The sequence below is a fragment of the Bacteroidota bacterium genome (assembly GCA_016713765.1).
In the GTDB taxonomy this organism is placed as follows: Bacteria; Bacteroidota; Bacteroidia; order AKYH767-A; family 2013-40CM-41-45; genus Pollutiaquabacter; species Pollutiaquabacter aromativorans.
In genome coordinates, this window is the sequence record JADJON010000001.1 from 1,922,327 (window position 1) to 1,942,394 (window position 20,068).

Here is a 20,068-nt window from a genome sequence, read left to right on the forward strand (position 1 = left end):
CCAACTAGTTTCTAGTTACTAATTACCAATTACTAATCACCAATCACCAATCACCAATCCTAATACCTCGTCTTGGACGCGTAAGATTTTCCACACTTCGCCTTGTACCTGCGTTGTTGCCCATCTACTTTTGGATCATCGAATCAAACGCATCCATCCAACCCTAAATTCTAGTACCATGAAGTTTACCAATTACTCCTTGCAACGCAGCGGTCCCTGGCTGACCGGCTTGTTGCTGATGTTCTTCCTGGGTATGGGCAGTATTGCCCGTGCACAGGTGCCGTGTTATACCGGTTTCGCTTATACGACCTCCGGTTCTCCTTATCAGCTATCGTTCTACGATTCTTCCTACGACGCCAACGGTGACCGTCCGGTCTCCTGGCAGTGGAGCTTCGGCGACGGTACTGCTTCTACCGCGCAGAATCCTTCGCACCTTTACAACTCCAACGGCACGTATGTGGTCTGCCTGACTGCCACGTTTGCTACTGGTTGCTGGACGACCACCTGCGATTCCATTTACGTAGGACAGACGCTTGCCTGCAACGCTTCGTACACCTTCACGGTCAGCCCGGCGGGTGTGTACGACTTCCAGAACACCAGTATCGGCTCCGGCGGGTTGACGTATTCCTGGGACTTCGGGGATGGCACCACCTCGACAGTGGCCAACCCGTCGCATACGTTCCCGGCTCCGGGTACGTATACCGTTTGCCTGAGTATTGCCGATGGCGCGGGTTGCAGCGATACCTACTGCACAGCCATCACCATCAACGGCACCGGTTCCTGCCAGGCATCGTTCACCACTTCGACCAGCGGCAACACCGCGACCTTCACCGGCAACCCTTCTCCGGCGGGCGCGATCTGTACCTGGGATTTTGGTGATGGTTCCTTTGGCACCTCCATCGGTAATGCGAGCCTCTCGCATACCTACAATGCCAACGGCGCCTATACGGTCTGCATGACGGTGACGGATTCCATGCAAGCCTGCACCGACACCTATTGCGATTCCCTTTACGTGAACGGCGGCGGCGCCATCACCTGTTCTGCGGCCTTCCAGGGCGCGTGGGTGGCAGGAACGATGCTGGTGAATTTCACCGACTACTCCGTCTCCAACGATTCAATCGTGAGCTGGGCCTGGGATTTCGGCGACGGCGCTACGAGTAACCAGAACAACCCTTCGCATGCCTATGCTACGCCGGGCAACTACCAGATCTGCCTGACCATCACCACAGCTTCCGGTTGTTCCTCCACGTTCTGTGACCGTGTTACCGTCGGTGGCGGTGGTACGGGTTGTACAGCCAGCTTCACGGCCAATGTGAGTCCTTCGGGTGCTGTGGTGTTCACCAACACTTCTTCTCCGCTGAACGTGCTTTGCACCTGGGATTTCGGTAACGGCGGTACCGCCACTTCGTACGGCAGCAATCCTGTTACCTGGCAGTACAACGCCAACGGTGTGTATCTGGTTTGTCTGACCATCACCGACTCCATGTGCACCGACACGTACTGCGACAGCATCGTAGTCGGCGGCGCGCTCGGTTGCACGGCGAACTTCCAGTACATTCCGGATAGCGCCGGCACCACCGTTAGCTTCTACGACGGCTCTTCCGGCGGCGCAACGTCCTGGCAGTGGTCGTTCGGCGACGGTACGGCTTCGACCAGCCAGAACCCGGTTCATACCTATGCGGTCACCGGCACCTACACGGTTTGTCTGACCATCACCACCGCTTCGGGTTGCACCGATACCTGGTGTAGCAGCGTCGACGCGCAGAGCCGTTGCATGCCGCAGTTCTTCGCCTATCCGGACTCGACCATGCCGGGCACGCCGACCATGGTGTACCAGATCTACTCACCCTGCGGATTGCCTTCGGCCATCTTCTGGGACTTCGGCGACGGCACCACGGATTCTTCCGGCACCCTGAACCCGACGCATACCTATGCAACCCAGGGCTGGTTCAACGTCTGCGCCTGCGTGGTGATCGGTACCGATACGTTCTGTGATTGCGACAGCGTGTACGCCTTCCGTCTTGGTACGGGCATCGCTGAAGGTCCGGTCCGCAACGGTTCGCTCCAGAATGCTCCGAACCCCTTCGGACAGGCCACCGATATCCAGTACACCCTCGACCGCCAGGCCGATGTGACCCTGGAAGTCATGGACCTGACCGGTCGTCGCGTAGAACTGCTCGACAGCGGTTCCCGTCAGCCGGGTGAGCACCGCCTGCGCTTCGACGCCGCCGCGCTCGCACCGGGTCTCTACATTCTCCACCTCGACGCCGACGGTCAGTCCGTATCGCGCAAAGTGGCGATCCAGCGATGATGCTCCATTAGTTAGTGTTTGTTCCTGTTTCAATGCACCGCCCGGGGGAGTTTTCTCCGGGCGGGTTTTTTTTAGTGAACAGTGAATAGTGAACAGTGAACAGTGAACAGTGAATAGTAAACAGTGAAAAGTGAATAGCGAATAGAGCCTAGTTCGTCTCATTTCCCTCGGTCTCGGTCTCGTCCCTCGTCCCTGCCTTCGCTAAAGCTTCGGCAGGCAGGCCTCGCCCCATTTTCCCTCGGTCTCGGTCTCGTCCCTCGTCCCTCACAACCTACCTCACCACCACCTTCCTCACCAAACTGCGGTCGCCTTCGGTGAGTCTTGCGAGGTAGATGCCGGCGTTGAGGTGTTGGAGGCGGATCGGGGATGGGTTTGGACCGGAGATGCTTGCGCGATGGACCAGGGATCCCTGGGCCGAGAATAGTTCGAAGCAGGCATCGGTGATGCGCTGGTCGAGCCGGATGGTGATTTCTCCTGCCGAGGGATTGGGGTACACCAGAAAAAGCTCCAGCTGTTCGGTGGTGGGAATGCCCGTGGTGAAGTCGACGCAAAATTGTCCCAGACCGGTGGTGTCGGTCGCGAAGACCGGGAAGTAGGGCTGATTCTGTATGACGAACAGATCGAGTGCTGATGCATAGTCAATGCCGGAGTTGGGCGGAAAAAACAGGCCGTGTGCCGGACCGATGCCTTCGACCATGTAGTTGGTGTAGCCGAAATAGAGGTAGTTGATCCTCTTACGGTATTGGCCGGCGATCGGCAGGGAGTCGATGCGGATGACCTGGATGGGATCCACCGGGAAAAGGTCCCTTGCCCAGTATGCGTTCCGGGCATCGATCGTGTCACCGACTTGTAAGTCGAAGTCGAGAAAGATGGTGTCCCGGTTGGTCGCGAAGTCGTAGAGCCAGATTTTCTTGTTCGGAATATCCTGCCGGAGATAATACGTGGCCGTATCGACCTGAACGATCTGGGCGCAAACGCAAAAGCCCCCGCCGTTGCACGACCGCTGGAAGTGTTGCAGCCGACTGTATTGTTGACCGTTGATCTGGGTAGTCCCATTCAGAACATCCGTCGCTTCAATCAAGCCATTGCCCATATTCCCGCAATATTCCGAGCACCAGTAAGCGCTGTCGTTCGGAAAAGGAAAGTAGGTGGAGGTTTGCGCAGGGGCGGCAGCGGAAAGAAACGAGAGTGCAAGGAGGAGGCGGTAGTGGAGGGGCAAGGGGAGATTAGTAATTAGTAATTAGTAATTAGTGATTGGCAACTTTCAACTTTCAACCTTCAACTTTCAACTATTTCTCCGCCGCCTTGGTGAGTACCATTAGCAAACCGTCGGCTGACTCGAGGATGTATTGGTCGTTGTGGATAAAGACGCGGAAGAAATAGTCTTTTTCCGAAAAGCGAAACCGGATGGAAAGGTCGTTGGTGTCGCGGGTGTAGGGCACTGTGGTGAACTTTCCGCGTTGATTCAGGGTCAAGGAGTCGGTTCCGAAGTCGAGTTGTATTTCTGAGATCATCGAAGTGTTGTCGCTTTTGGAAACGCTCACAAAAGGGCATAACTCACAATGTCGAAAACTCGCTTTGTCCATGACTTCCATCGGACATTCCGCCCGATACTTCCCGCGCAGGTAGAGTTGGTTGATGTCCTGGCCGAAGGAGGTAAGCGAGAGCAGGAGTAAGGCGAAGAGGTAGGAAGGGAGTTTCATGTTTGTGGGATGTTGAAAGTTGATTGCCGGTAGTGGGTTGAAGGTTGAAAGTAGAGCGATCAGTTATTTTAGTTTGAGAATCCAGTTACGAATTACTAATTACTGGTTTCCAAATTCCTGCTGTTGCTTTAGCGTAGGTTCATATGAATAGTCTTGTTGATTTCTATTCGCTTTGTTCTTTGGGGTTGGGGCCCCATGAGTTGGTACCGGGTTGTCCGTCTGTGGCCATTAGTACCAGTAGCCAAATAGCGCCGATGATCGGAATCAGGATAATCAGATACATCCATCCGCTCTTACCGACATCGTGTAAACGTCGTACCGTAACTGCCAATGACGGAATGAAGATGGCAAGACTATACAAAATGTAGATCCAGCCAATGTAAGAGCCGTTAAAGCCTATGTCCATAAACTTGTCCAGGATCAAGGCTGCTACCGTAAACAGCACATTGAACAAAGCAAACATCCAGTATTCTTTCCTTCTTGCTCTCCCGCTGAAGTCAGCGAATTGGTTGAGGACTTTAAAATACCATTCCATGGTGTATAGTAGGTTAAAAATGAAATGTGGATTACATGTTTCGAAATCGAATGTAAAGATAAATTTCATCCAGGATCGGTCCAGGCGTCGGAGCATTCGCCGATCTGACCGGGCAGGTTGAGGGTCGAGGGCACGCCACGCGTTCCCAGTACCCGCGCGCCGGGCATGGAGTCGCCGGCCATCCAAGTCCATTCGTTGGTTGGGATGTCGTACTTCCAGACATCCGACATATACCGGAATGGGAAGGAGCCGGTCCGTTGCTTGGCAGACCCGCCGAACATCCAGAGGTTGCCGCTGGTGTCGGTCCAGGCCGGACAACCGAGTCCTCGCGCGCCGGGCGAGTTAGTGGGAGCGGAGACGCCCTTGCTGCCAAAGGTGGGCGGCTGGTCCACCAATCCGCTGTCGCCTTTCATCCAGGTCCACATCCGCGTATCGGGATCGAACCGCCACAGCTCGGAAAGGTAATGCGAAGTGACGTCCTTCCCGCCGTAGATCCAAAACGTGCCGTCCTTACCGGTCCAGAAGACCGGAGCATACACCCCGGCGGGGAGGTTGCTGCTGTCGGCTACACCGCGGATACCGTAGCGGGCGGGCGTGTTATAAGTCGAATCGCCGTGCACCCAGGTCCAGAGACCGGGTTGGCCGGAGGTATCCGTCGGTCGGGCGCAAACAAGACAAAGAAGCGCAAAGCCAGCAAGCAGGAAACGGGTAGGGGACATGGTGGTGGTGGGTCAGTACAATGTAGTGAAAAGGCGGGTAGTGATTAGTGAAGAGTGAACAGTGAACAGTAAACAGTAAACAGTAAATTGCGAATAGCGAATAGCGAATAGAGCCGAGCTTGTCCCACGTCCCACGTCAGTTTAACCCTCGTCCCTCGTCCCACGTCCCTCGCTTATGTTCCTTGCTCTACGTCCCTCGCATCTCTTCCCACCCGGCTCGTTCAATTATTTTAGCGCGTAATAGCAAGTGATGTTCATCCCTGCGTTCCACAGGTAGGCTGTAATCGGTGCGTCAATGATTTCGATTAAGCCATAGCGGAACGTAGGTTCTGCTCTCAGGTTGAGTTTGTTGTTTATGCTGTAATCCAAACCGGCACTTATTGTAGGTGATACATTCAAGGATTTGAAATCGTATTCCTGGTCATAGGTTTCGCGTTTGGTATTTCCATCCTCATATTCTGAAACGCTTGTCAGCGTAGCTTTGAGCAGGATATTGGTTGCCACGCCAACGCTTGCAACAAAGCGAACCTTCTTAGTTCCCAAATAAAAAATGGCTCGAGCAGGCACGTCCAGATAGATGAAATTATAGCGGTATTTTGCTTCGACCGGCACTTGCCCGGTGGGAGTGGAATAAACAATGCCATTACCCGAACCTATCAGATCTCCAAAAGACAAGTCGGACATTTTATACGTGTAACCTTTATTTGAATATTGTACTCCTAATTCAATTCCGAATCTCTCCGAAAAGTTATAACAAGCGTTTAGGCCGGCTGTGTAACCGATCTTGTATTCTTCGCTGCTATTGCGTATGTCAAATACTGTTGAAGCCATAGCATTTCCACCATTGTTTTTCAATGTTCGATAACAATAGTCAGGTGAGCTATTTACGCCGAACATCATTCGCTTGAATTCCGTTGCCCCCTTCGTTTTCAAAGTGTCTTGCCCGATAGCAGTGAGCGAGATGATGGATGCAAGAATGGTAGTCAGTCGTTTCATTTTACTTCAGCAATTTCTGGAAAATAGTATCAGCATAGCTGATGATCCGAGAACATTCCACCCAACATCTGCGGGATTAAACTTTTCGCCGAGCGGGGACGGTGCATCGGGTTGAACTTTCCGCCGAAAGCGATGTCAGTCACGCTGAATACTGCTCATCTAATTGTTGAGGATCATAATCCGTATCAATTTTGATATTTCACCTACTTCATTTTCATAGCGATTGCTTTCAATTTGTGGCCTTTCATGTTTGTAGCAATGATGAAGTATATTCCTGATTTCATTGACGCAAAATCAATTGTTATTGAGTTCTCTACGAAAATAACTAGCTCTCCTATCGAATTGTAGACTTGTACTGAATTAATTTGGCCGAATTCTTCAGAGGATTCAATATAAATTTTATCTGAAGTTGGATTAGGAGAGATATAGATAAAGTTCCTTTTGTCTGATATTTCATCTAGACCAACCGGACTCATGACTTCAATTGAATAACATGCAGCGCAGCCAAAGCTGTCCGTCACACAACCATAAACAGAACCATTCGGCAATCCGGTAAGTGTTGCGGTTGTATCTGAAAAACCTTGCCATGAATAATGGTATAAACCGCTGCCACCGGTAGGGTGTAAGGTCGCTGTGCCATCTGGACAGGACCAGCACGATGCAGGTGTTTGAGTGCCGTAAACCCTCACTGTGTCATTCATAATGTTTTCAGAGCATGCTCCAATCAGCCCCATAGCATCTGTTACAGTGACAGAATAAGTTCCATGGCATAAATTTGAAATTGAGTCTGTTGTTTCTCCGGTGCTCCATAAAAAAGAATAAGGAGGAGTACCGCCGGTCGCATTGATGGTTATAAAACCATTGCATAATGAACAAATTTCTCGCTGTTTGCTCTTTATAATGTTTAGGTCAGATAATTTGACTAACCAAATGTCTTTCCCTCCATGTGCACCAGTAACGTCTCCGCCATTATTGTAAACATTTCCGAGAAATGCATATTTGCCATCATAGGTTTGAATAGCCGTATTACAATATCCTCCGTTTTTATATCCATCACATGAGTGCCACTGAAAATTGTGGGCACTATCAAGTTTAACCAACCAGAAATATTCAATATTTGGATACAAAGTCTGGTCACTGTCATTGGGGGCTACATTTCCCGCAATTAGAAATCCTCCATCTGATGTTTGTACAGCCGTAGATGCTTGTCCTCCCAGGCACTTTTGCCATTGTAGATTCCCGATGCTGTCAATCTTAATAATCCAACCTTCCTCAAATTGAGCATTGTAGCCTATAACATCACCATCATTTGAGGATGTTTGACCTGCAATTATAAAACCACCATCGGATGTGTTACTAATAGAAGATGGTATATCATTCTCTGAACCTCCATAACATTTCTGCCATAAAATGTTCCCTGATGAGTTAAGTTTCACAACCCAGTAATCATATGTATTTCCGGTGGTATCATGATTCCCTGTAACATCGCCATCGTAGGAACGAGCCTCTCCTGCAATTACAAAACCGCTATCATTACTTAATGCAATTGAATGCGCTTCTTCATCAAGATAGCCACCTAAACATTTTTGCCATTGGATATTTCCTGATGTGTCCAATTTTACAATCCAGTAATCGCTATAATACCAACTTGCAACATGAAGTCCTGTAACATCTCCGTTTCCAGAATTGCTTCTCCCTGCTATAATATAGCCACCCTCCAAAGTTTGCCTGATTGAATAGGGGTTATCATAACCTGAAACAGTACCATAACCTCCTCCATAACATTTCTTCCATTGAATATTACCCGCACTATCTAACTTTATCAACCAATAATCTGAATAGCCATGATTGCCAGAAACATCTCCATTATTAGACCCTGTAATACCTGCCACAATATAGCCTCCATCATTTGTTTGTTGAATTGCTGTAGCCCATTCACTGGAAGTGCCACCTAAACATTTTTGCCATTCTATATTTCCCAAACTATCTGTTTTGATAACCCAATAATCAGGACCACTTCCTCCATGAAAACCCGTTACATCTCCATCATTAGAATTTGATGTTCCCGCAATTATATATCCGTGGTCAGCTGTTTGTTGAAACATATCCTTCGCAGGGTTTAGGAATGATGGCTCATCATATCCAGTTCCTCCCAAGCATTTTTGCCATTCAATTGATGGCTGTGAAAACAAAAAAATGTTTTGCAACAATAAAATTAAAATGAATAAAAAATTTCGCATTATACTTAAAAATTACTCCTATCAAAATTAGTTTAATTCAAGCCTTATATCACACTTTTCTTATATTAGTTTTTTATTGTTTGTTTCTTGCAGTCAATTTGGAGTTCGTACTCTCGCCAAATAATGGCAGCTAACATTATAAAATGCGCAACTCCCGCACATCTTTCACCCCCTAAAATAGCCATTTTCGCTTAGAATCAACTGTTAAAATATATCACGCAATGCGCCAATCCTACCTCATAGGGGGAGAATTCATGGGGTCGGGTATTTCGAGAAATCAAAAGGCGGCCCCAATGATCGTGAGGCCGCCTAAAATTTCGATTAACGGGTTATTGATTCTCCGCCGGAGGCTGGACTTCCGAAAACGCTTTGAGCTTCTTTTGGAGTAGTTCCATCTCTTCGCGGGCGCGTTTTAGGTTGTTTTCGACTTCGTCGAGGAGGCCGCCCATGTTTTTGGAGTTGCGGAAGAAGCCGAGGTTGTTCTCGTACTGGTTGATGGTGGCCTGCAGCTTGCCGATCTTTTCGCGGATGTTGTTCTTCTCCCGGCGCAGCAGGTTGCCGGCTTCATCGCTCTGGGCGAGAAGCTCCACGCTGCTGCGGAAGCGGGCGAGATGGGCTTCGCCGGCTTCGAGCTTCATGGAGGCGTACTTCGCGTCGATGGCTTTCTTGTAGCGGTCCCAGATCTTTTCCTTCTCCTTGAAGGGCACGTGCTCGATGGTCTTCCACTCGGCGCTGAAGTCGCGCAGGACTTTGAGGTCCTCGTTCGTATTGCCGGTGGGCGTGAAGGCCTCGATCTTCGCGATCAGGTCTTTCTTCTTCTGCAAATTCGCCAACTGCTCGGCGTCGCGCTGCCCGAAATGACCGCGCTTGGCTTCGAAGAACTTGTCACAAGCTTCCCGGAATTTCTTCCAGAGCTTGTTCTCTTCCCAGCCTTCGACCGGTCCGGCCGCTTTCCATTCCTGCTGCAGGGCGATCACCTGTTTGGTGGGCTCTTCCCAGGTCTCGTGTGTGGCCGCGGCGATGGCTTCGGCCTTTTTGATGAGTTCCTGCTTCTTCTCGCGACCGGCCTTGTGCGACTTTTTCAGTTCGCCGAAGAACTCGCGCTTTTTAGTATAGAAGGTGTTGAGCTCCTTGCGGAACTCGTTCCAGATCTTCTCGTTCTCGGCCTTGGGGCCGAAGCCGGCTTTTTTCCAGTCTTCAAAGATGCCGTTGAGGGTCTCAGTCATCGTCTGCCAGGCCTTGGGGTTGTCGAAGGTTTCGGCCGCGATGCCTTTGGCGCGCTCCAGCAGGGCTTTCTTGGTTTCGAGGTGGACCTGTTCTTCTTTTTGCCGCGACTGGTAGAAATCGCGGATGCGTTGCAGCACCCCGCCGATGAGTTCGCGGTAGCGGGTCCGCAGAGGTTCGATGGTCTCGGGCGCGGTAGGACCGAGCTCCGACCATTCCATGCGGTAAAGGTTGAGCAGGCGCTCAACGCCCTTGACCGATTCCATCTGCCCGAGCGATTCGATCTTTGTGAGCAGTTGGGTGCGGTGTTCGTGGTTGCGCTTGAAGTCGAGGTCGCGCAGGTCCTTGCTCAACTTCATGTTGTAATAGAAGTTGTGGACGTGGCGGTGGTACGCGCTTTGGATGTTTCGGTAGTCGCGGTGGGAGAGGTTACCGATCTCCTTCCAGCGGTTCTGTAACTCGCGGAAGGTGTTGAAGGCTTTGCCGATGTTCGTCTCTTCGCTCACCAGCTTTTCCAGTTCGGCCACGATGGATTCCTTGGCTTTGAGCTGGGTCTGCACCTCGTCGGCTTTCAGCTTCTTCGCTTTCTCGAGCCGGTCCTGCAGGATGTGCATGAGTTCGGCGAAACGGCCATCATCCGGATCCTTGCGCGGTTCGAAGCTGTCGGCTGTGCCGCCTTCTGCGATGAACTGCTCGAGCAACTCCTGGTTGCGGTGTTCGGCAAGCCGTAAGTACTCGTTCTTAAGCTCGTCGGCTTTCTGGGTGACCTCTTCGGTCATCTCCTGCCGGGCAAGCTCCTCGAGCTGGGTCATCAGCTCGTCCTTGGTAACACTCATTGGATAGGGTAAATTAGCGGGATCGATCCCGGGGAGTATCAAATTTAGCGTTTTTCGCGTCCAATCCGCCGGAAGTGGCTGATTTTCGGGACTTCCCGCCTCGGACGGAAGATAGCACCTGAAAAGGCGACAAGTCAAGCAAAGTATTTGGTTTCTTGGGAAAAAGACGTATCTTTGCCGTCCAATTTCGAATATCCATGCAGAAAGAGATTCACCCCAAGAACTATCGAATGGTCGTATTCAAGGACATTTCCTGCGACTACGCTTTTTTGACGCGTTCGACGGTCGAGACGAAAGACACCATCAAATGGACCGATGGCAATGAGTATCCGCTGGTGAAGCTGGAGATCAGCCACATGTCGCATCCGTTCTATACCGGTAAGATGAAGCTGGTCGATACCGCCGGTCGTATCGACAAGTTCCGCAACCGCTACAAGAAATAAAACCACTCGGTTTTCGTTGAAAAAGTCCCTCCGCAAGAGGGACTTTTTCTTTTGTGTTTGGCTAAATTTGACCGGAATCGCCGTCGATGACTAAAGTCCGTGTATTGCTCCTGGCCCTGGTGCTGACCTTTCTGTGTGGTTACATGGAATGGGGCGGGGGACAATCAATCACCCTGGCACAAGCCGAGTACCAGTTGTTCTTTCAAAAGCCGCTGAGCTCGGATACCATAACCCACCCGCTCATCCTGCTGCCCTTTGCCGGACAGGTGTTGCTGTTGGTCAACCTCATCCTGGCGAAACCGCGTCGGCGACTCGGCACCTTTGGCCTTGTGCTGATGGGTTTGCTGGCCCTGATGATCCTGTTAGTCGGCATCCTGAGCCGGAATGTCTGGATGATCCTTTCGATCCTGCCGTTCCTGTCGCTGGCAATTCTTCACTTCCGTAAACCTGACTGGTATTCTGCCTGAGTAGTGTGCTTACAAGCATCGGGCAGTTCAACAACACTATGCACCTCATCTTCTTCGACGACGACAACCGGCAACGCCTGCTGCCGTTGACCTTCACACGGCCGGTGGCCGAGATCCGGCTGGGCATCCTGACGCTGCGCGAAAAATGGGAACGCCGCCTGGGCGCGAGCGGCAGTTCGTTCCGTTCCGCCGACTACCTGCGCGTGAAGTACGGCTTCGCCGCGACCGATGACAACCTCTGGATCAACGGCTCGGTGATCGCCGATGATGCGCTGGTGAGCGCCGTGCAGCAACTGGAAAAAGGCAGTTGCCTGTGTGCCGGCGAAGTGGTGATCGCCGCGCGTACCGATCAAGCGGCCGCCAAAGACGGCGGTAGCGATCCTGATTTTTCCGCCATGAAGCCGGTGGAGTATGGCGGCAGCCTGGAACAGGTACGCTATCCCTGGGATATCTTTTCGAAGAACGGCAAAGGCATCGAAGCCGATTTCGCGTTGCTCACGAAGGGCAGGACGTCCGCGCCGCTGTCGGCATCGAACCGGGTGATCGCGCCGGAGCGCGTCTTCCTGGAGCCCGGCGCGAAAGCCGAGTGCGCGATCCTGAATGCCAGCGCCGGACCAATCTACCTCGGCAAGGACGCCGAAGTGATGGAAGGCGCGATGATCCGCGGGCCGTTCGCCCTCTGCGAACACTCGACGGTGAAGATGGGCGCCAAGATCTACGAAGGCACCACCTTCGGTCCGGAATGCAAGGTCGGCGGCGAGGTGAGCAATTCGGTGATCTTCGGCTATTCGAACAAGGCGCACGACGGCTTCCTGGGGAATTCGGTGCTCGGCGAATGGTGCAACCTCGGCGCCGACTCGAACAACTCCAACCTGAAGAACAACTACTCGGTGGTGAAAGTGTGGAGCTACGAGGAAGAGACTTATGTGAACACCCGGCTGCAGTTCTGCGGACTCATCATGGGCGATCATTCCAAGTGCAGCATCAACACCATGTTCAACACCGGTACGGTAGTGGGCGTGAGCGCGAACATCTTCGGCACCGGCTTCCCGCCCAAGTTCGTGCCTTCCTTCGCCTGGGGCGGCTCCGAAGGTTTTTCGACCTACCGGCTTGAGGAAGCGATCGAGGTGGCCAGCCGCGTCTTCGAACGACGTAAGCTGGCGTTCAACGATGCGGAACAACGCATCTTCCGACACCTGTATGATTCGAGCACGAAGTACCGTGCCTGGTAAATAACAGACGACAATGCAGAACCAACAAGACTGGACCGACGTCCTCCTGTACTTTGTACCCGCCTTCCTCGTGATGGCCGGGATGTTCATGGTGATGAAGCGCTTCCTCGAGACGCAGCAACAGGTGTTGCGGCGGTTTTTGGAAAAAGACATGCAAGCCAAAGCCGTTGACGAACGTATGGCCAAGCAGAAAGACGCCCTGCCGCTGCGCCTGCAGGCCTATGAACGGATGGTGCTGTTCCTCGAACGCATCAACCCCAACAGCATCCTGGTGCGCGTGCACCGGGGCGGGATGACTGCGCAGCAACTGCAAGCCGACCTCGTCGCCACGATCCGCGCCGAGTTCGAACACAACCTCTCGCAGCAGATCTACGTCTCGGAGCAGGCCTGGGACGAAGTCAAGAGCTCGAAGGAAGAGATGATCCGCATCATCAACAACGCCTTCTCGAACGTCGGCAACCATTCCTCCGGCATCCAGATGAGCTCTTCGATCTTCGAACAGGTCCTCAAACTCGAAACACTGCCTACGCAGAAGGCGATTGATTTTTTGAAGTCGGAGGCGAAGAAGCTGTTGAGTTAGTTAGTAGTGAACAGTGAACAGTGAACAGTGAACAGTGAACAGTGAGTGGCGAATAGCGAATAGCCAATAGCGAATAGTAAATAGTGAACCCTGTCTGCCGTAGCTTTAGCGAAAGCAGGAGTAAGCAGTTGGCGGTAGGCTGTTGGCAGTAAGCAGTAAGAAATTAAGTCTAACAATTAGAATAAACCTAAACCCGCCTGCCTGCCGTAGCTTTAGCGAAAGCAGGAGTAAGCAGTAGGCGGTAGGCTGTTGGCGGTAGGCAGTAGGCAGTAGGCAGTAAGCAATTAACGGCAAACAATATTACAATTAACAACTCGGAACCCGAAACCCGGAACTCGGAACCCTCTTTCCCTCGTCTTATGTGTAATAGTTAGAACTTCACCTGACAGACAGGGTTGGTTAAAAGTTATTTCCGGTCTGACGGATTTTTAAGGATCCGTCGCCCGGAATAACTTTTAACCGGTTGCTAATTTATCGAGCATTTTACTTTGCGCCAAGGGTATGCTGTCCAGGAATGTCTCCATTGGTGTTTTACCAAAGCAGTATTTTCCGGTGTGTGTCCTTTCACAGTTGTACTCTTCTATCCACTGATCCAGATCCTTCTGTAATTCCTCCAGCGATCCAAAGACCTTTTTTCGGAAGGCAACCGCATAAAACTCGTTCTGGATTGTCCGATGGAAGCGTTCGCAGATGCCGTTGGTTTGAGGATGCCGGGCCTTGGTACGGCTATGATCGATATCCTCCAGTGTCAGATAAAGACTGTACTCATGACTCTCCCGCTTGCCGTTGTACTCTGTACCCCGGTCTGTGAGTACCCGAAGCAGCGGCAAGCCATGCTCCTCAAAGAATGGTAGCACCTTGTCGTTGAGCATATCGGCTGCCGTCAAGGCGTTCTTACGGTCATACAATTTGGCAAAGGCTACTTTGCTGTAGGTGTCGATGAAGGTTTGCTGGTAAATCCGGCCTACACCCTTGATATTGCCCACATAATACGTGTCCTGGGCTCCAAGGTAACCGGGGTGTTCGGTTTCAATCTCGCCAATGGCTTCCTGCTGTTCCCGTTTCTTTTCCATGGCAACCAGTTGCGCTTCGGTGAGAATCAGTCCGTCTTGAGCCACTTTCGCCTCCAAAGCGCTCAGACGCTTGGCAAAGGTCTCCAGATCATGCCGCATCCAGATATACCGTACCCCGGCCGGTGAAACAGAAATCCCCTTCTTACGCAACTCGTTCGATGCACGAAGCTGACCGTAGGCCGGATAGTCTGTGGCCATCTGTACGATGGCGTTCTCCCAGGCTATATCCATCCGATTGGCCAGTATCGGCTTCTTCCGACTGATCTCTTGCAGAGCCGTCTCCCCACCGGTATCGTACAACTCTTTGATCCGATAGAAACTATCCCGTGAATAGCCCATCACTTTGCACGCCTGGGATACATTACCCAATTGTTCGGCTAACTTCAACAAGCCTAACTTGGTTTTGATTAACTTAGCTTCTGTATTCATTGTTTGACAGTTTAGGGGTTATTGTTATGTTTCGTATCCTAAAGATAACCCTTATCTGTCAGATTAAATACTAACTAGTACATCTTATGAAACAGTCCCCACTAACCTTCGTCACTGATTCCGGCATTGAGATCCGGCAGGTGTATCATCCCGCTTCGGGGCCTGGCGAACAGCCGGGGGAGTTTCCGTTTACGCGGGGTGTGCAGGCGGATATGTACCGGACGAAGCTGTGGACGATGCGGCAGTATGCCGGCTTCTCGACGGCGGAGGAATCGAACAAGCGGTACCATTACCTGTTGTCGCAGGGCACGACGGGCTTGTCGGTGGCCTTCGACCTGCCGACGCAGATCGGCTACGATTCCGACCACGACCTTTCCGACGGCGAGGTCGGCAAGGCCGGTGTGGCGATCGATTCGCTGCGCGACATGGAGATCCTGTTCGACGGGATCAAGCTGGAAGGCATCACCACCTCGATGACCATCAACTCGACGGCGGCGATCCTGTTGTCGATGTACATCGCGCTGGCCAGGAAACAGGGCGCCGACCTGAAGCAGATCTCCGGCACGATCCAGAACGATCTGTTGAAAGAGTACGCGGCCCGGGGTACGTACATCTATCCGCCCAAGGCGTCGATGCGGATCATTACCGACATCTTCGCCTATTGCAGCCGGGAGGTCCCGAAGTGGAACACCATCTCCATTTCCGGTTATCACATCCGCGAAGCCGGCTCGACGGCGGTGCAGGAACTCGCGTTCACCTTGTCGAACGGCAAGGCGTACGTGAAAGCGGCCCTGGAGCAGGGATTGGACATCAACGTGTTCGGAAAACGCTTGTCATTCTTCTTCAACGCGCACAACAACCTTTTCCAGGAAGTGGCCAAGTTCCGGGCGGCACGCCGCATGTGGGCGAAGATCATGAAAGAACTGGGCGCCACCGATCCGCGCGCGATGATGCTGCGTTTCCATACGCAAACCGGCGGCTCGACGCTCACGGCCCAGCAGCCGATGAACAACATCGTGCGGGTGACGCTGCAGGCGCTGTCGGCGGTACTGGGCGGAACGCAGTCGCTGCATACCAACGGTTATGACGAGGCTCTCAGCCTGCCGACGGAAGAAGCCGCACGCATCGCCCTGCGCACGCAACAAGTGATCGCGCACGAAAGCGGAGCCGTGGATACGGTCGATCCGCTGGCGGGATCCTATTTCATCGAAAACCTCACCGACGAAGTGGAACGTCTGGCCTGGGAATACATTCACCGCATCGACGCCATGGGCGGATCGGTGAGCGCGATTGAAGCGGGTTTCATCCAGGACGAGATCGCGCGGGCATCGTACGAGTACCAGCAGTCGGTAGAGCAGGGGCGGCGCATCATCGTCGGGGTGAACAAATTCACCGTCGAGGAACCGCCCTTCGACAAAATCTTCACGGTGGACGACAGCATCCGGCTGGTGCAGATTGAAAAGCTGAAGCAGTTGAAGTCGGAGCGTAATCAGGCTGCCGTGACAAAAGCCATTGCCGCGGTCGAGCAGACCGCCCGTGACGGAGGTAACCTGCTTCCGGTCATCCTGGAAGCGGTGGAGTGTTACTGTACCTTGGGGGAGATCGCCGACGCGATGCGAAGGGTCTTTGGCGAATACAACGCCTGATCGCGTTTACTCTTCGGCCGGTTTGGCGGCATCCACGATCACGTACACGTCTTCGTTGTCGCGTTTCATGAGGTGTTCTTCGCGCGCGTAGCGTTCGAGGTTTTCCGGATCGGTTTCCAACAGTTGCAGACTCGCCTTGTTGTTGCGGATCGCGTCGCGGTAGTAATCGCGTTGCGCTTCGAGCTCGTTCAACTTGCGTCGGTACGACCAGGTTGTGATGAAATCGTTGCGGTCGAAGAAGCTCATCCACACCAAAAAGCCAAAGCCCGTGAGGACGAACTTATTTTTCATCCACGGCCAGTAGTGCTTCTTGAACTTCTTGAATCCCTTCGACATCCTTGTACGGCTTTCGCGGATGTAAAAATGAGCATCCGGAAGCGACCCTGCGCCGGGCCGATTTTCGAGTATGAACAGTGGAATGTTCAATCCCCCTTCGGCGGGTTTTGGGGCAGTTGCCAGAGATTGGCGTCCCGGCTTTGGGTCAGCACAGTTTCGGTGTTGTCGGGGAAAAAAGGCTGGCTGGGGCGGTCGGTTCGGCCGTTTTGCCAGGCCCGGATCATGTCGAGGTTCTTTTCCTGCGTGAGCGCCATTTCCGGATAGAAGAAGAACGTGCGCAGGAGTCCCACCAGGAGGAGGGGCAACAACCATTTTTGCAAAGCACTTTCGGACTTGCTGACCAGCAGTATGGCTGCCAGCAGGGCAACCGACGAAAAGACCCCATACCGGATGTTCAGGGCCCATTCGACTCCGGCGGGGTGACGGAAGAAAGCCGTCATGGCCGCGATACCGATGAGCACCAGCAAGACATCGGCATAGTATCCGGCATTTTTAACGCGCAGGTGCTGAACGCCGATCCAGGTCAGGATCGATCCGCCCAGCAGCGGCAGTGACCAGTGGTAGAGGAACTGCAGGCTGTTGCCCAGGAAGATCGGGATGAACGCCAGGAAGGCGATCGGGAAGAAGCCGTCGAGCGCGTTCAGCCGCTGCGGGTGGTATCCGTAGAAATAGAGTGCGCAGAACAGCGCAGTCCAGGCGGCGATCCAGCGCAGCGACCGTTTAGCGCCTGCCTTCCAGGCCCGATACAACAGCACCGGAAAAACGACGAAGCCCGAGGCAAAGCAAAGCGCTCCAAGTGTAGCAGCCAGTAACACCAGACCGATCGATCGGTTGCGGTGTTGGAGGTGGAGTGCCCAGAGCGAACCCAGCAGACTGCCGTAGTAGCAGGTTCCGGAAAGTCCGCTCAGCGAAGAGAAGAAGAAACCGAAGTGGAGTAATCCACCGAGAATCAGCAGGCTCGTCACCGGTTTTTTCCGGGCTTCGGTATGGAGCAGGAGCAGGTAGCCGACGAGTGCCAGCAGCAGGGTTGTCAGCAGTTTGGCGGCTAAGAAGACCTGGTTGCCGAAACAGGCCGACAGCAGGATGAACAGCAGGCGCGGGATTGGCACGCGGCATTCCCAGTACGTCTGCCACAACCATTCGATCCGGGTTAGCGGATAGTTACCGGACAGGATCAACGAGTAATCGTCGAGGAAGCCGGTGTAGTCGTCGAAGAAGGGCAGGAGGATCGGATGCCGGAACTGGATGATCAGGAAGTATCCGAACCACAGCAGCAACAAGAGCGGGTTAACCCATCGGTAGATGGGGCTGTGTACCGAGGAACGGACCAGCACGAGTGAAGCAGCGAACGTCAGCAACCACCAGCTGGAAGCGATGAAGCCTTCCGACCAGAAGGAAGTGTCGAGCGCGGCGTGTAGCCGGATCACGATCCAGCTCATGAGTTGCGGACCGGCGAATACGCCGGCCAGACCCGCAGCGGCAAGCAACGCGATGCTGAAGGTTCGCAACAGGAAAGGCTGTTGAGGAGAAAAGGACGTGCCGCTCACCCGGTGAAAATAAGAAGGCCGGTGCATTCAGCACCGGCCTTTGTAAAGGTTTGATCACTTCGCGGCTTCCGCCTGTTGGCGGACCGGACTGCCGTTGGCGTTTTCTTCCTGGAGGAAGGGGTAGCGATAATCCGTCGGGGGAACGAAGGTTTCCTTGATGGCGCGGGGCGAAACCCAGCGCAGCAGGTTGAGGATGGAACCCGCCTTGTCGTTCGTACCCGAAGCGCGGCCCCCGCCGAATGGCTGCTGGCCGACCACGGCGCCGGTACATTTGTCGTTGATGTAGAAGTTACCGGCCGCGTGCGTCAGTTTACGCATGGCCAGGTCGATGGCATAGCGATCCTGCGAGAAGATGGCACCGGTGAGGGCATAGGTGCCGGTCTGGTCGACAAGCGAAAGTGTCTGCTCGTACTGCGCGTCTTCGTACACATAGACCGTGAGGACCGGACCAAACAGCTCTTCGCACATGGTCACATACTTCGGGTCTTTCGCGAGCAGCACGGTCGGGTGGATGTACCAGCCCTTGCTCTTGTCGTAGGTGCCGCCGACCACCACTTCAACGTCCGGGCTCTTTTTGGCATCGTCGATGTACTTCGCAAGTTTATCGAACGACTTTTCGTCGATGACCGCGTTGACGAAATTCGAAAAATCTTCGGTCGGTCCGATCTTGAAGGAATTGATATCGTTGACCAGCCCCTTCTTCACTTCGGGCCAGAGGCTCTTCGGGATATAGACACGGGAAGCGGCGGAACATTTTTGTCCCTGGTATTCGAACGCGCCGCGGGTGATGGCGGCTACCAGCGCGGGAACATCGGCTGAGGGGTGGGCCATGATGAAATCCTTGCCACCGGTCTCGCCTACGATGCGCGGATAAGCTTTGTAACGATGAATGTTCGTGCCGATCGTTTTCCAGATATCCTGGAAGACACCGGTAGAGCCGGTGAAGTGGATGCCGGCGAAATCGGGATGCTGGAAGATCACATCACCGGCCACGGGGCCGGAGACATACACCAGGTTGATGACGCCTGGAGGAAGTCCGGCTTCCATGAACACCTGCATGAGGATCGAAGCGGCGTAGACCTGCGTGTTGGCCGGTTTCCACACGACGGTGTTACCCATCATGGCCGGGGAGGTCGGCAGGTTGCCGCTGATGGCGGTGAAGTTGAAGGGGGTGAGCGCGAAGACGAAGCCTTCGAGGCCGCGGTGTTCGAGGCGGTTCCAGATACCTTTGGAAGAGATCGGCTGTTCGGTGTAGATCTGGCGCATGTACTGCACGTTGAAGCGCAGGAAGTCGATCATCTCACACGCGGCGTCGATCTCGGCCTGGTACACGTTCTTGCTCTGACCGATCATGGTCGCGGCGTTGATGATCGCGCGGTAGGGGCCGGCGAGGAGGTCGGCTGCTTTCAGAAAGATCGCGGCGCGTTGTTCCCAGGGAAGGTCGGACCAGGCCTGACGGGCGGCGAGGGCTGCCTCGATCGCCTGTTCGACGTGCTCTTTACCACCGACGTGAAAATTCCCGACGACATGCTGGTGATCGTGCGGCGGGCGAACAGCGGAAGTCTTGCCGGTGCGCACTTCCTTGCCGTTGATGTACATCGGAATGTCGCGCACCTCGCTCCGCATCTTGCGGATGGCGGCTTTGAGGGATTCGCGTTCGGGGCTTCCGGGAGCGTAGTTGAGGACTGGCTCGTTGACGGCTACCGGTACAAGGGAAATGGCGTTCGACATGGGGTCTGAATTTCGGTGCA

General features: G+C 53.5%; 17 protein-coding genes. 6 read left to right on the top strand and 11 right to left on the bottom strand.

The features are described 5' to 3' along the window. Positions 1–178: 178 nt before the first annotated feature. Positions 179–2,311 (top strand): PKD domain-containing protein, encoded by a 2,133-nt coding sequence (locus tag IPJ96_07335; protein ID MBK7910162.1) that lies wholly within the window; start codon positions 179–181, stop codon positions 2,309–2,311. 271 nt (positions 2,312–2,582) lie between these two features. Here the strand turns inward: IPJ96_07335 and IPJ96_07340 are convergent, their stop codons facing one another. From IPJ96_07340 to IPJ96_07370, 7 genes are all read right to left on the bottom strand, one after another. Then, entirely contained in the window at positions 2,583–3,530 is a 948-nt protein-coding gene (locus IPJ96_07340; GenBank protein MBK7910163.1) for a T9SS type A sorting domain-containing protein, read from the bottom strand. Between the two features lie 70 nt (positions 3,531–3,600). After that, positions 3,601–4,014: a hypothetical protein gene (locus tag IPJ96_07345; protein ID MBK7910164.1), complete on the bottom strand. Its 414-nt coding sequence runs from the start codon at positions 4,012–4,014 to the stop codon at positions 3,601–3,603. 163 nt (positions 4,015–4,177) lie between these two features. Next, positions 4,178–4,549, bottom strand: a complete 372-nt coding sequence (locus tag IPJ96_07350) for a DUF805 domain-containing protein (protein MBK7910165.1) — start codon at positions 4,547–4,549, stop codon at positions 4,178–4,180. Between the two features lie 65 nt (positions 4,550–4,614). Beyond that, the gene (locus tag IPJ96_07355; protein ID MBK7910166.1) at positions 4,615–5,268 is read right to left on the bottom strand and encodes a hypothetical protein; all 654 of its coding nucleotides are present in this window, start codon (positions 5,266–5,268) and stop codon (positions 4,615–4,617) included. 225 nt (positions 5,269–5,493) lie between these two features. After that, entirely contained in the window at positions 5,494–6,264 is a 771-nt protein-coding gene (locus IPJ96_07360) for a PorT family protein (GenBank protein MBK7910167.1), read from the bottom strand. A gap of 203 nt (positions 6,265–6,467) precedes the next feature. Continuing rightward, positions 6,468–8,504 carry a T9SS type A sorting domain-containing protein gene (locus IPJ96_07365; protein MBK7910168.1) on the bottom strand — a complete coding sequence of 679 codons (2,037 nt, stop codon included), beginning with the start codon at positions 8,502–8,504 and terminating at the stop codon, positions 6,468–6,470. 329 nt (positions 8,505–8,833) lie between these two features. Next, positions 8,834–10,564, bottom strand: a complete 1,731-nt coding sequence (locus IPJ96_07370) for a DUF349 domain-containing protein (protein MBK7910169.1) — start codon at positions 10,562–10,564, stop codon at positions 8,834–8,836. 197 nt (positions 10,565–10,761) lie between these two features. Between IPJ96_07370 and IPJ96_07375 the strand changes: the two genes are divergently transcribed. The 4 genes from IPJ96_07375 (at position 10,762) to IPJ96_07390 (ending at position 13,286) form a co-directional block, all read left to right on the top strand. Further along, a complete protein-coding gene (locus IPJ96_07375) occupies positions 10,762–11,007 on the top strand; it encodes a type B 50S ribosomal protein L31 (GenBank protein MBK7910170.1) in 246 nt (81 codons plus the stop codon). 86 nt (positions 11,008–11,093) lie between these two features. Continuing rightward, the gene (locus tag IPJ96_07380; GenBank protein MBK7910171.1) at positions 11,094–11,474 is read left to right on the top strand and encodes a hypothetical protein; all 381 of its coding nucleotides are present in this window, start codon (positions 11,094–11,096) and stop codon (positions 11,472–11,474) included. Positions 11,475–11,512: 38 nt separating this feature from the next. Continuing rightward, positions 11,513–12,706: a GlmU family protein gene (locus IPJ96_07385; protein ID MBK7910172.1), complete on the top strand. Its 1,194-nt coding sequence runs from the start codon at positions 11,513–11,515 to the stop codon at positions 12,704–12,706. 13 nt (positions 12,707–12,719) lie between these two features. After that, positions 12,720–13,286, top strand: coding sequence for a hypothetical protein (locus IPJ96_07390; GenBank protein MBK7910173.1), 567 nt, complete (start codon positions 12,720–12,722; stop codon positions 13,284–13,286). A gap of 455 nt (positions 13,287–13,741) precedes the next feature. Here the strand turns inward: IPJ96_07390 and IPJ96_07395 are convergent, their stop codons facing one another. Next, positions 13,742–14,788, bottom strand: coding sequence for an IS481 family transposase (locus IPJ96_07395; protein ID MBK7910174.1), 1,047 nt, complete (start codon positions 14,786–14,788; stop codon positions 13,742–13,744). An 86-nt stretch (positions 14,789–14,874) separates the two neighbouring features. On the opposite strand from IPJ96_07395, the gene IPJ96_07400 reads away from it, so the two are divergent. Beyond that, a complete protein-coding gene (locus IPJ96_07400) occupies positions 14,875–16,434 on the top strand; it encodes a methylmalonyl-CoA mutase (GenBank protein ID MBK7910175.1) in 1,560 nt (519 codons plus the stop codon). A gap of 6 nt (positions 16,435–16,440) precedes the next feature. Here IPJ96_07400 and IPJ96_07405 read toward each other — a convergent pair whose 3' ends face one another. From IPJ96_07405 to pruA, 3 genes are all read right to left on the bottom strand, one after another. Continuing rightward, positions 16,441–16,770, bottom strand: coding sequence for a septum formation initiator family protein (locus tag IPJ96_07405; GenBank protein MBK7910176.1), 330 nt, complete (start codon positions 16,768–16,770; stop codon positions 16,441–16,443). Between the two features lie 86 nt (positions 16,771–16,856). Further along, a complete protein-coding gene (locus IPJ96_07410; GenBank protein MBK7910177.1) occupies positions 16,857–18,344 on the bottom strand; it encodes a hypothetical protein in 1,488 nt (495 codons plus the stop codon). A 27-nt stretch (positions 18,345–18,371) separates the two neighbouring features. Further along, on the bottom strand, positions 18,372–20,048 hold the full coding sequence (gene pruA, locus IPJ96_07415) for an L-glutamate gamma-semialdehyde dehydrogenase (protein ID MBK7910178.1): 1,677 nt from the start codon (positions 20,046–20,048) through the stop codon (positions 18,372–18,374). Between the last annotated feature and the right edge of the window lie 20 nt (positions 20,049–20,068).

Excerpts from the sequence above, each read along its gene's own strand:
- IPJ96_07335 (MBK7910162.1), top strand. The coding sequence starts at position 179 with ATGAAGTTTACCAATTACTCCTTGCAACGCAGCGGTCCCTGGCTGACC.
- IPJ96_07345 (MBK7910164.1), bottom strand. The coding sequence starts at position 4,014 with ATGAAACTCCCTTCCTACCTCTTCGCCTTACTCCTGCTCTCGCTTACC.
- IPJ96_07350 (MBK7910165.1), bottom strand. The coding sequence starts at position 4,549 with ATGGAATGGTATTTTAAAGTCCTCAACCAATTCGCTGACTTCAGCGGG.
- IPJ96_07355 (MBK7910166.1), bottom strand. The coding sequence starts at position 5,268 with ATGTCCCCTACCCGTTTCCTGCTTGCTGGCTTTGCGCTTCTTTGTCTT.
- IPJ96_07360 (MBK7910167.1), bottom strand. The coding sequence starts at position 6,264 with ATGAAACGACTGACTACCATTCTTGCATCCATCATCTCGCTCACTGCT.
- IPJ96_07365 (MBK7910168.1), bottom strand. The coding sequence starts at position 8,504 with ATGCGAAATTTTTTATTCATTTTAATTTTATTGTTGCAAAACATTTTT.
- IPJ96_07370 (MBK7910169.1), bottom strand. The coding sequence starts at position 10,564 with ATGAGTGTTACCAAGGACGAGCTGATGACCCAGCTCGAGGAGCTTGCC.
- IPJ96_07375 (MBK7910170.1), top strand. The coding sequence starts at position 10,762 with ATGCAGAAAGAGATTCACCCCAAGAACTATCGAATGGTCGTATTCAAG.
- IPJ96_07380 (MBK7910171.1), top strand. The coding sequence starts at position 11,094 with ATGACTAAAGTCCGTGTATTGCTCCTGGCCCTGGTGCTGACCTTTCTG.
- IPJ96_07385 (MBK7910172.1), top strand. The coding sequence starts at position 11,513 with ATGCACCTCATCTTCTTCGACGACGACAACCGGCAACGCCTGCTGCCG.
- IPJ96_07390 (MBK7910173.1), top strand. The coding sequence starts at position 12,720 with ATGCAGAACCAACAAGACTGGACCGACGTCCTCCTGTACTTTGTACCC.
- IPJ96_07395 (MBK7910174.1), bottom strand. The coding sequence starts at position 14,788 with ATGAATACAGAAGCTAAGTTAATCAAAACCAAGTTAGGCTTGTTGAAG.
- IPJ96_07400 (MBK7910175.1), top strand. The coding sequence starts at position 14,875 with ATGAAACAGTCCCCACTAACCTTCGTCACTGATTCCGGCATTGAGATC.
- IPJ96_07405 (MBK7910176.1), bottom strand. The coding sequence starts at position 16,770 with ATGTCGAAGGGATTCAAGAAGTTCAAGAAGCACTACTGGCCGTGGATG.
- IPJ96_07410 (MBK7910177.1), bottom strand. The coding sequence starts at position 18,344 with ATGCACCGGCCTTCTTATTTTCACCGGGTGAGCGGCACGTCCTTTTCT.
- pruA (MBK7910178.1), bottom strand. The coding sequence starts at position 20,048 with ATGTCGAACGCCATTTCCCTTGTACCGGTAGCCGTCAACGAGCCAGTC.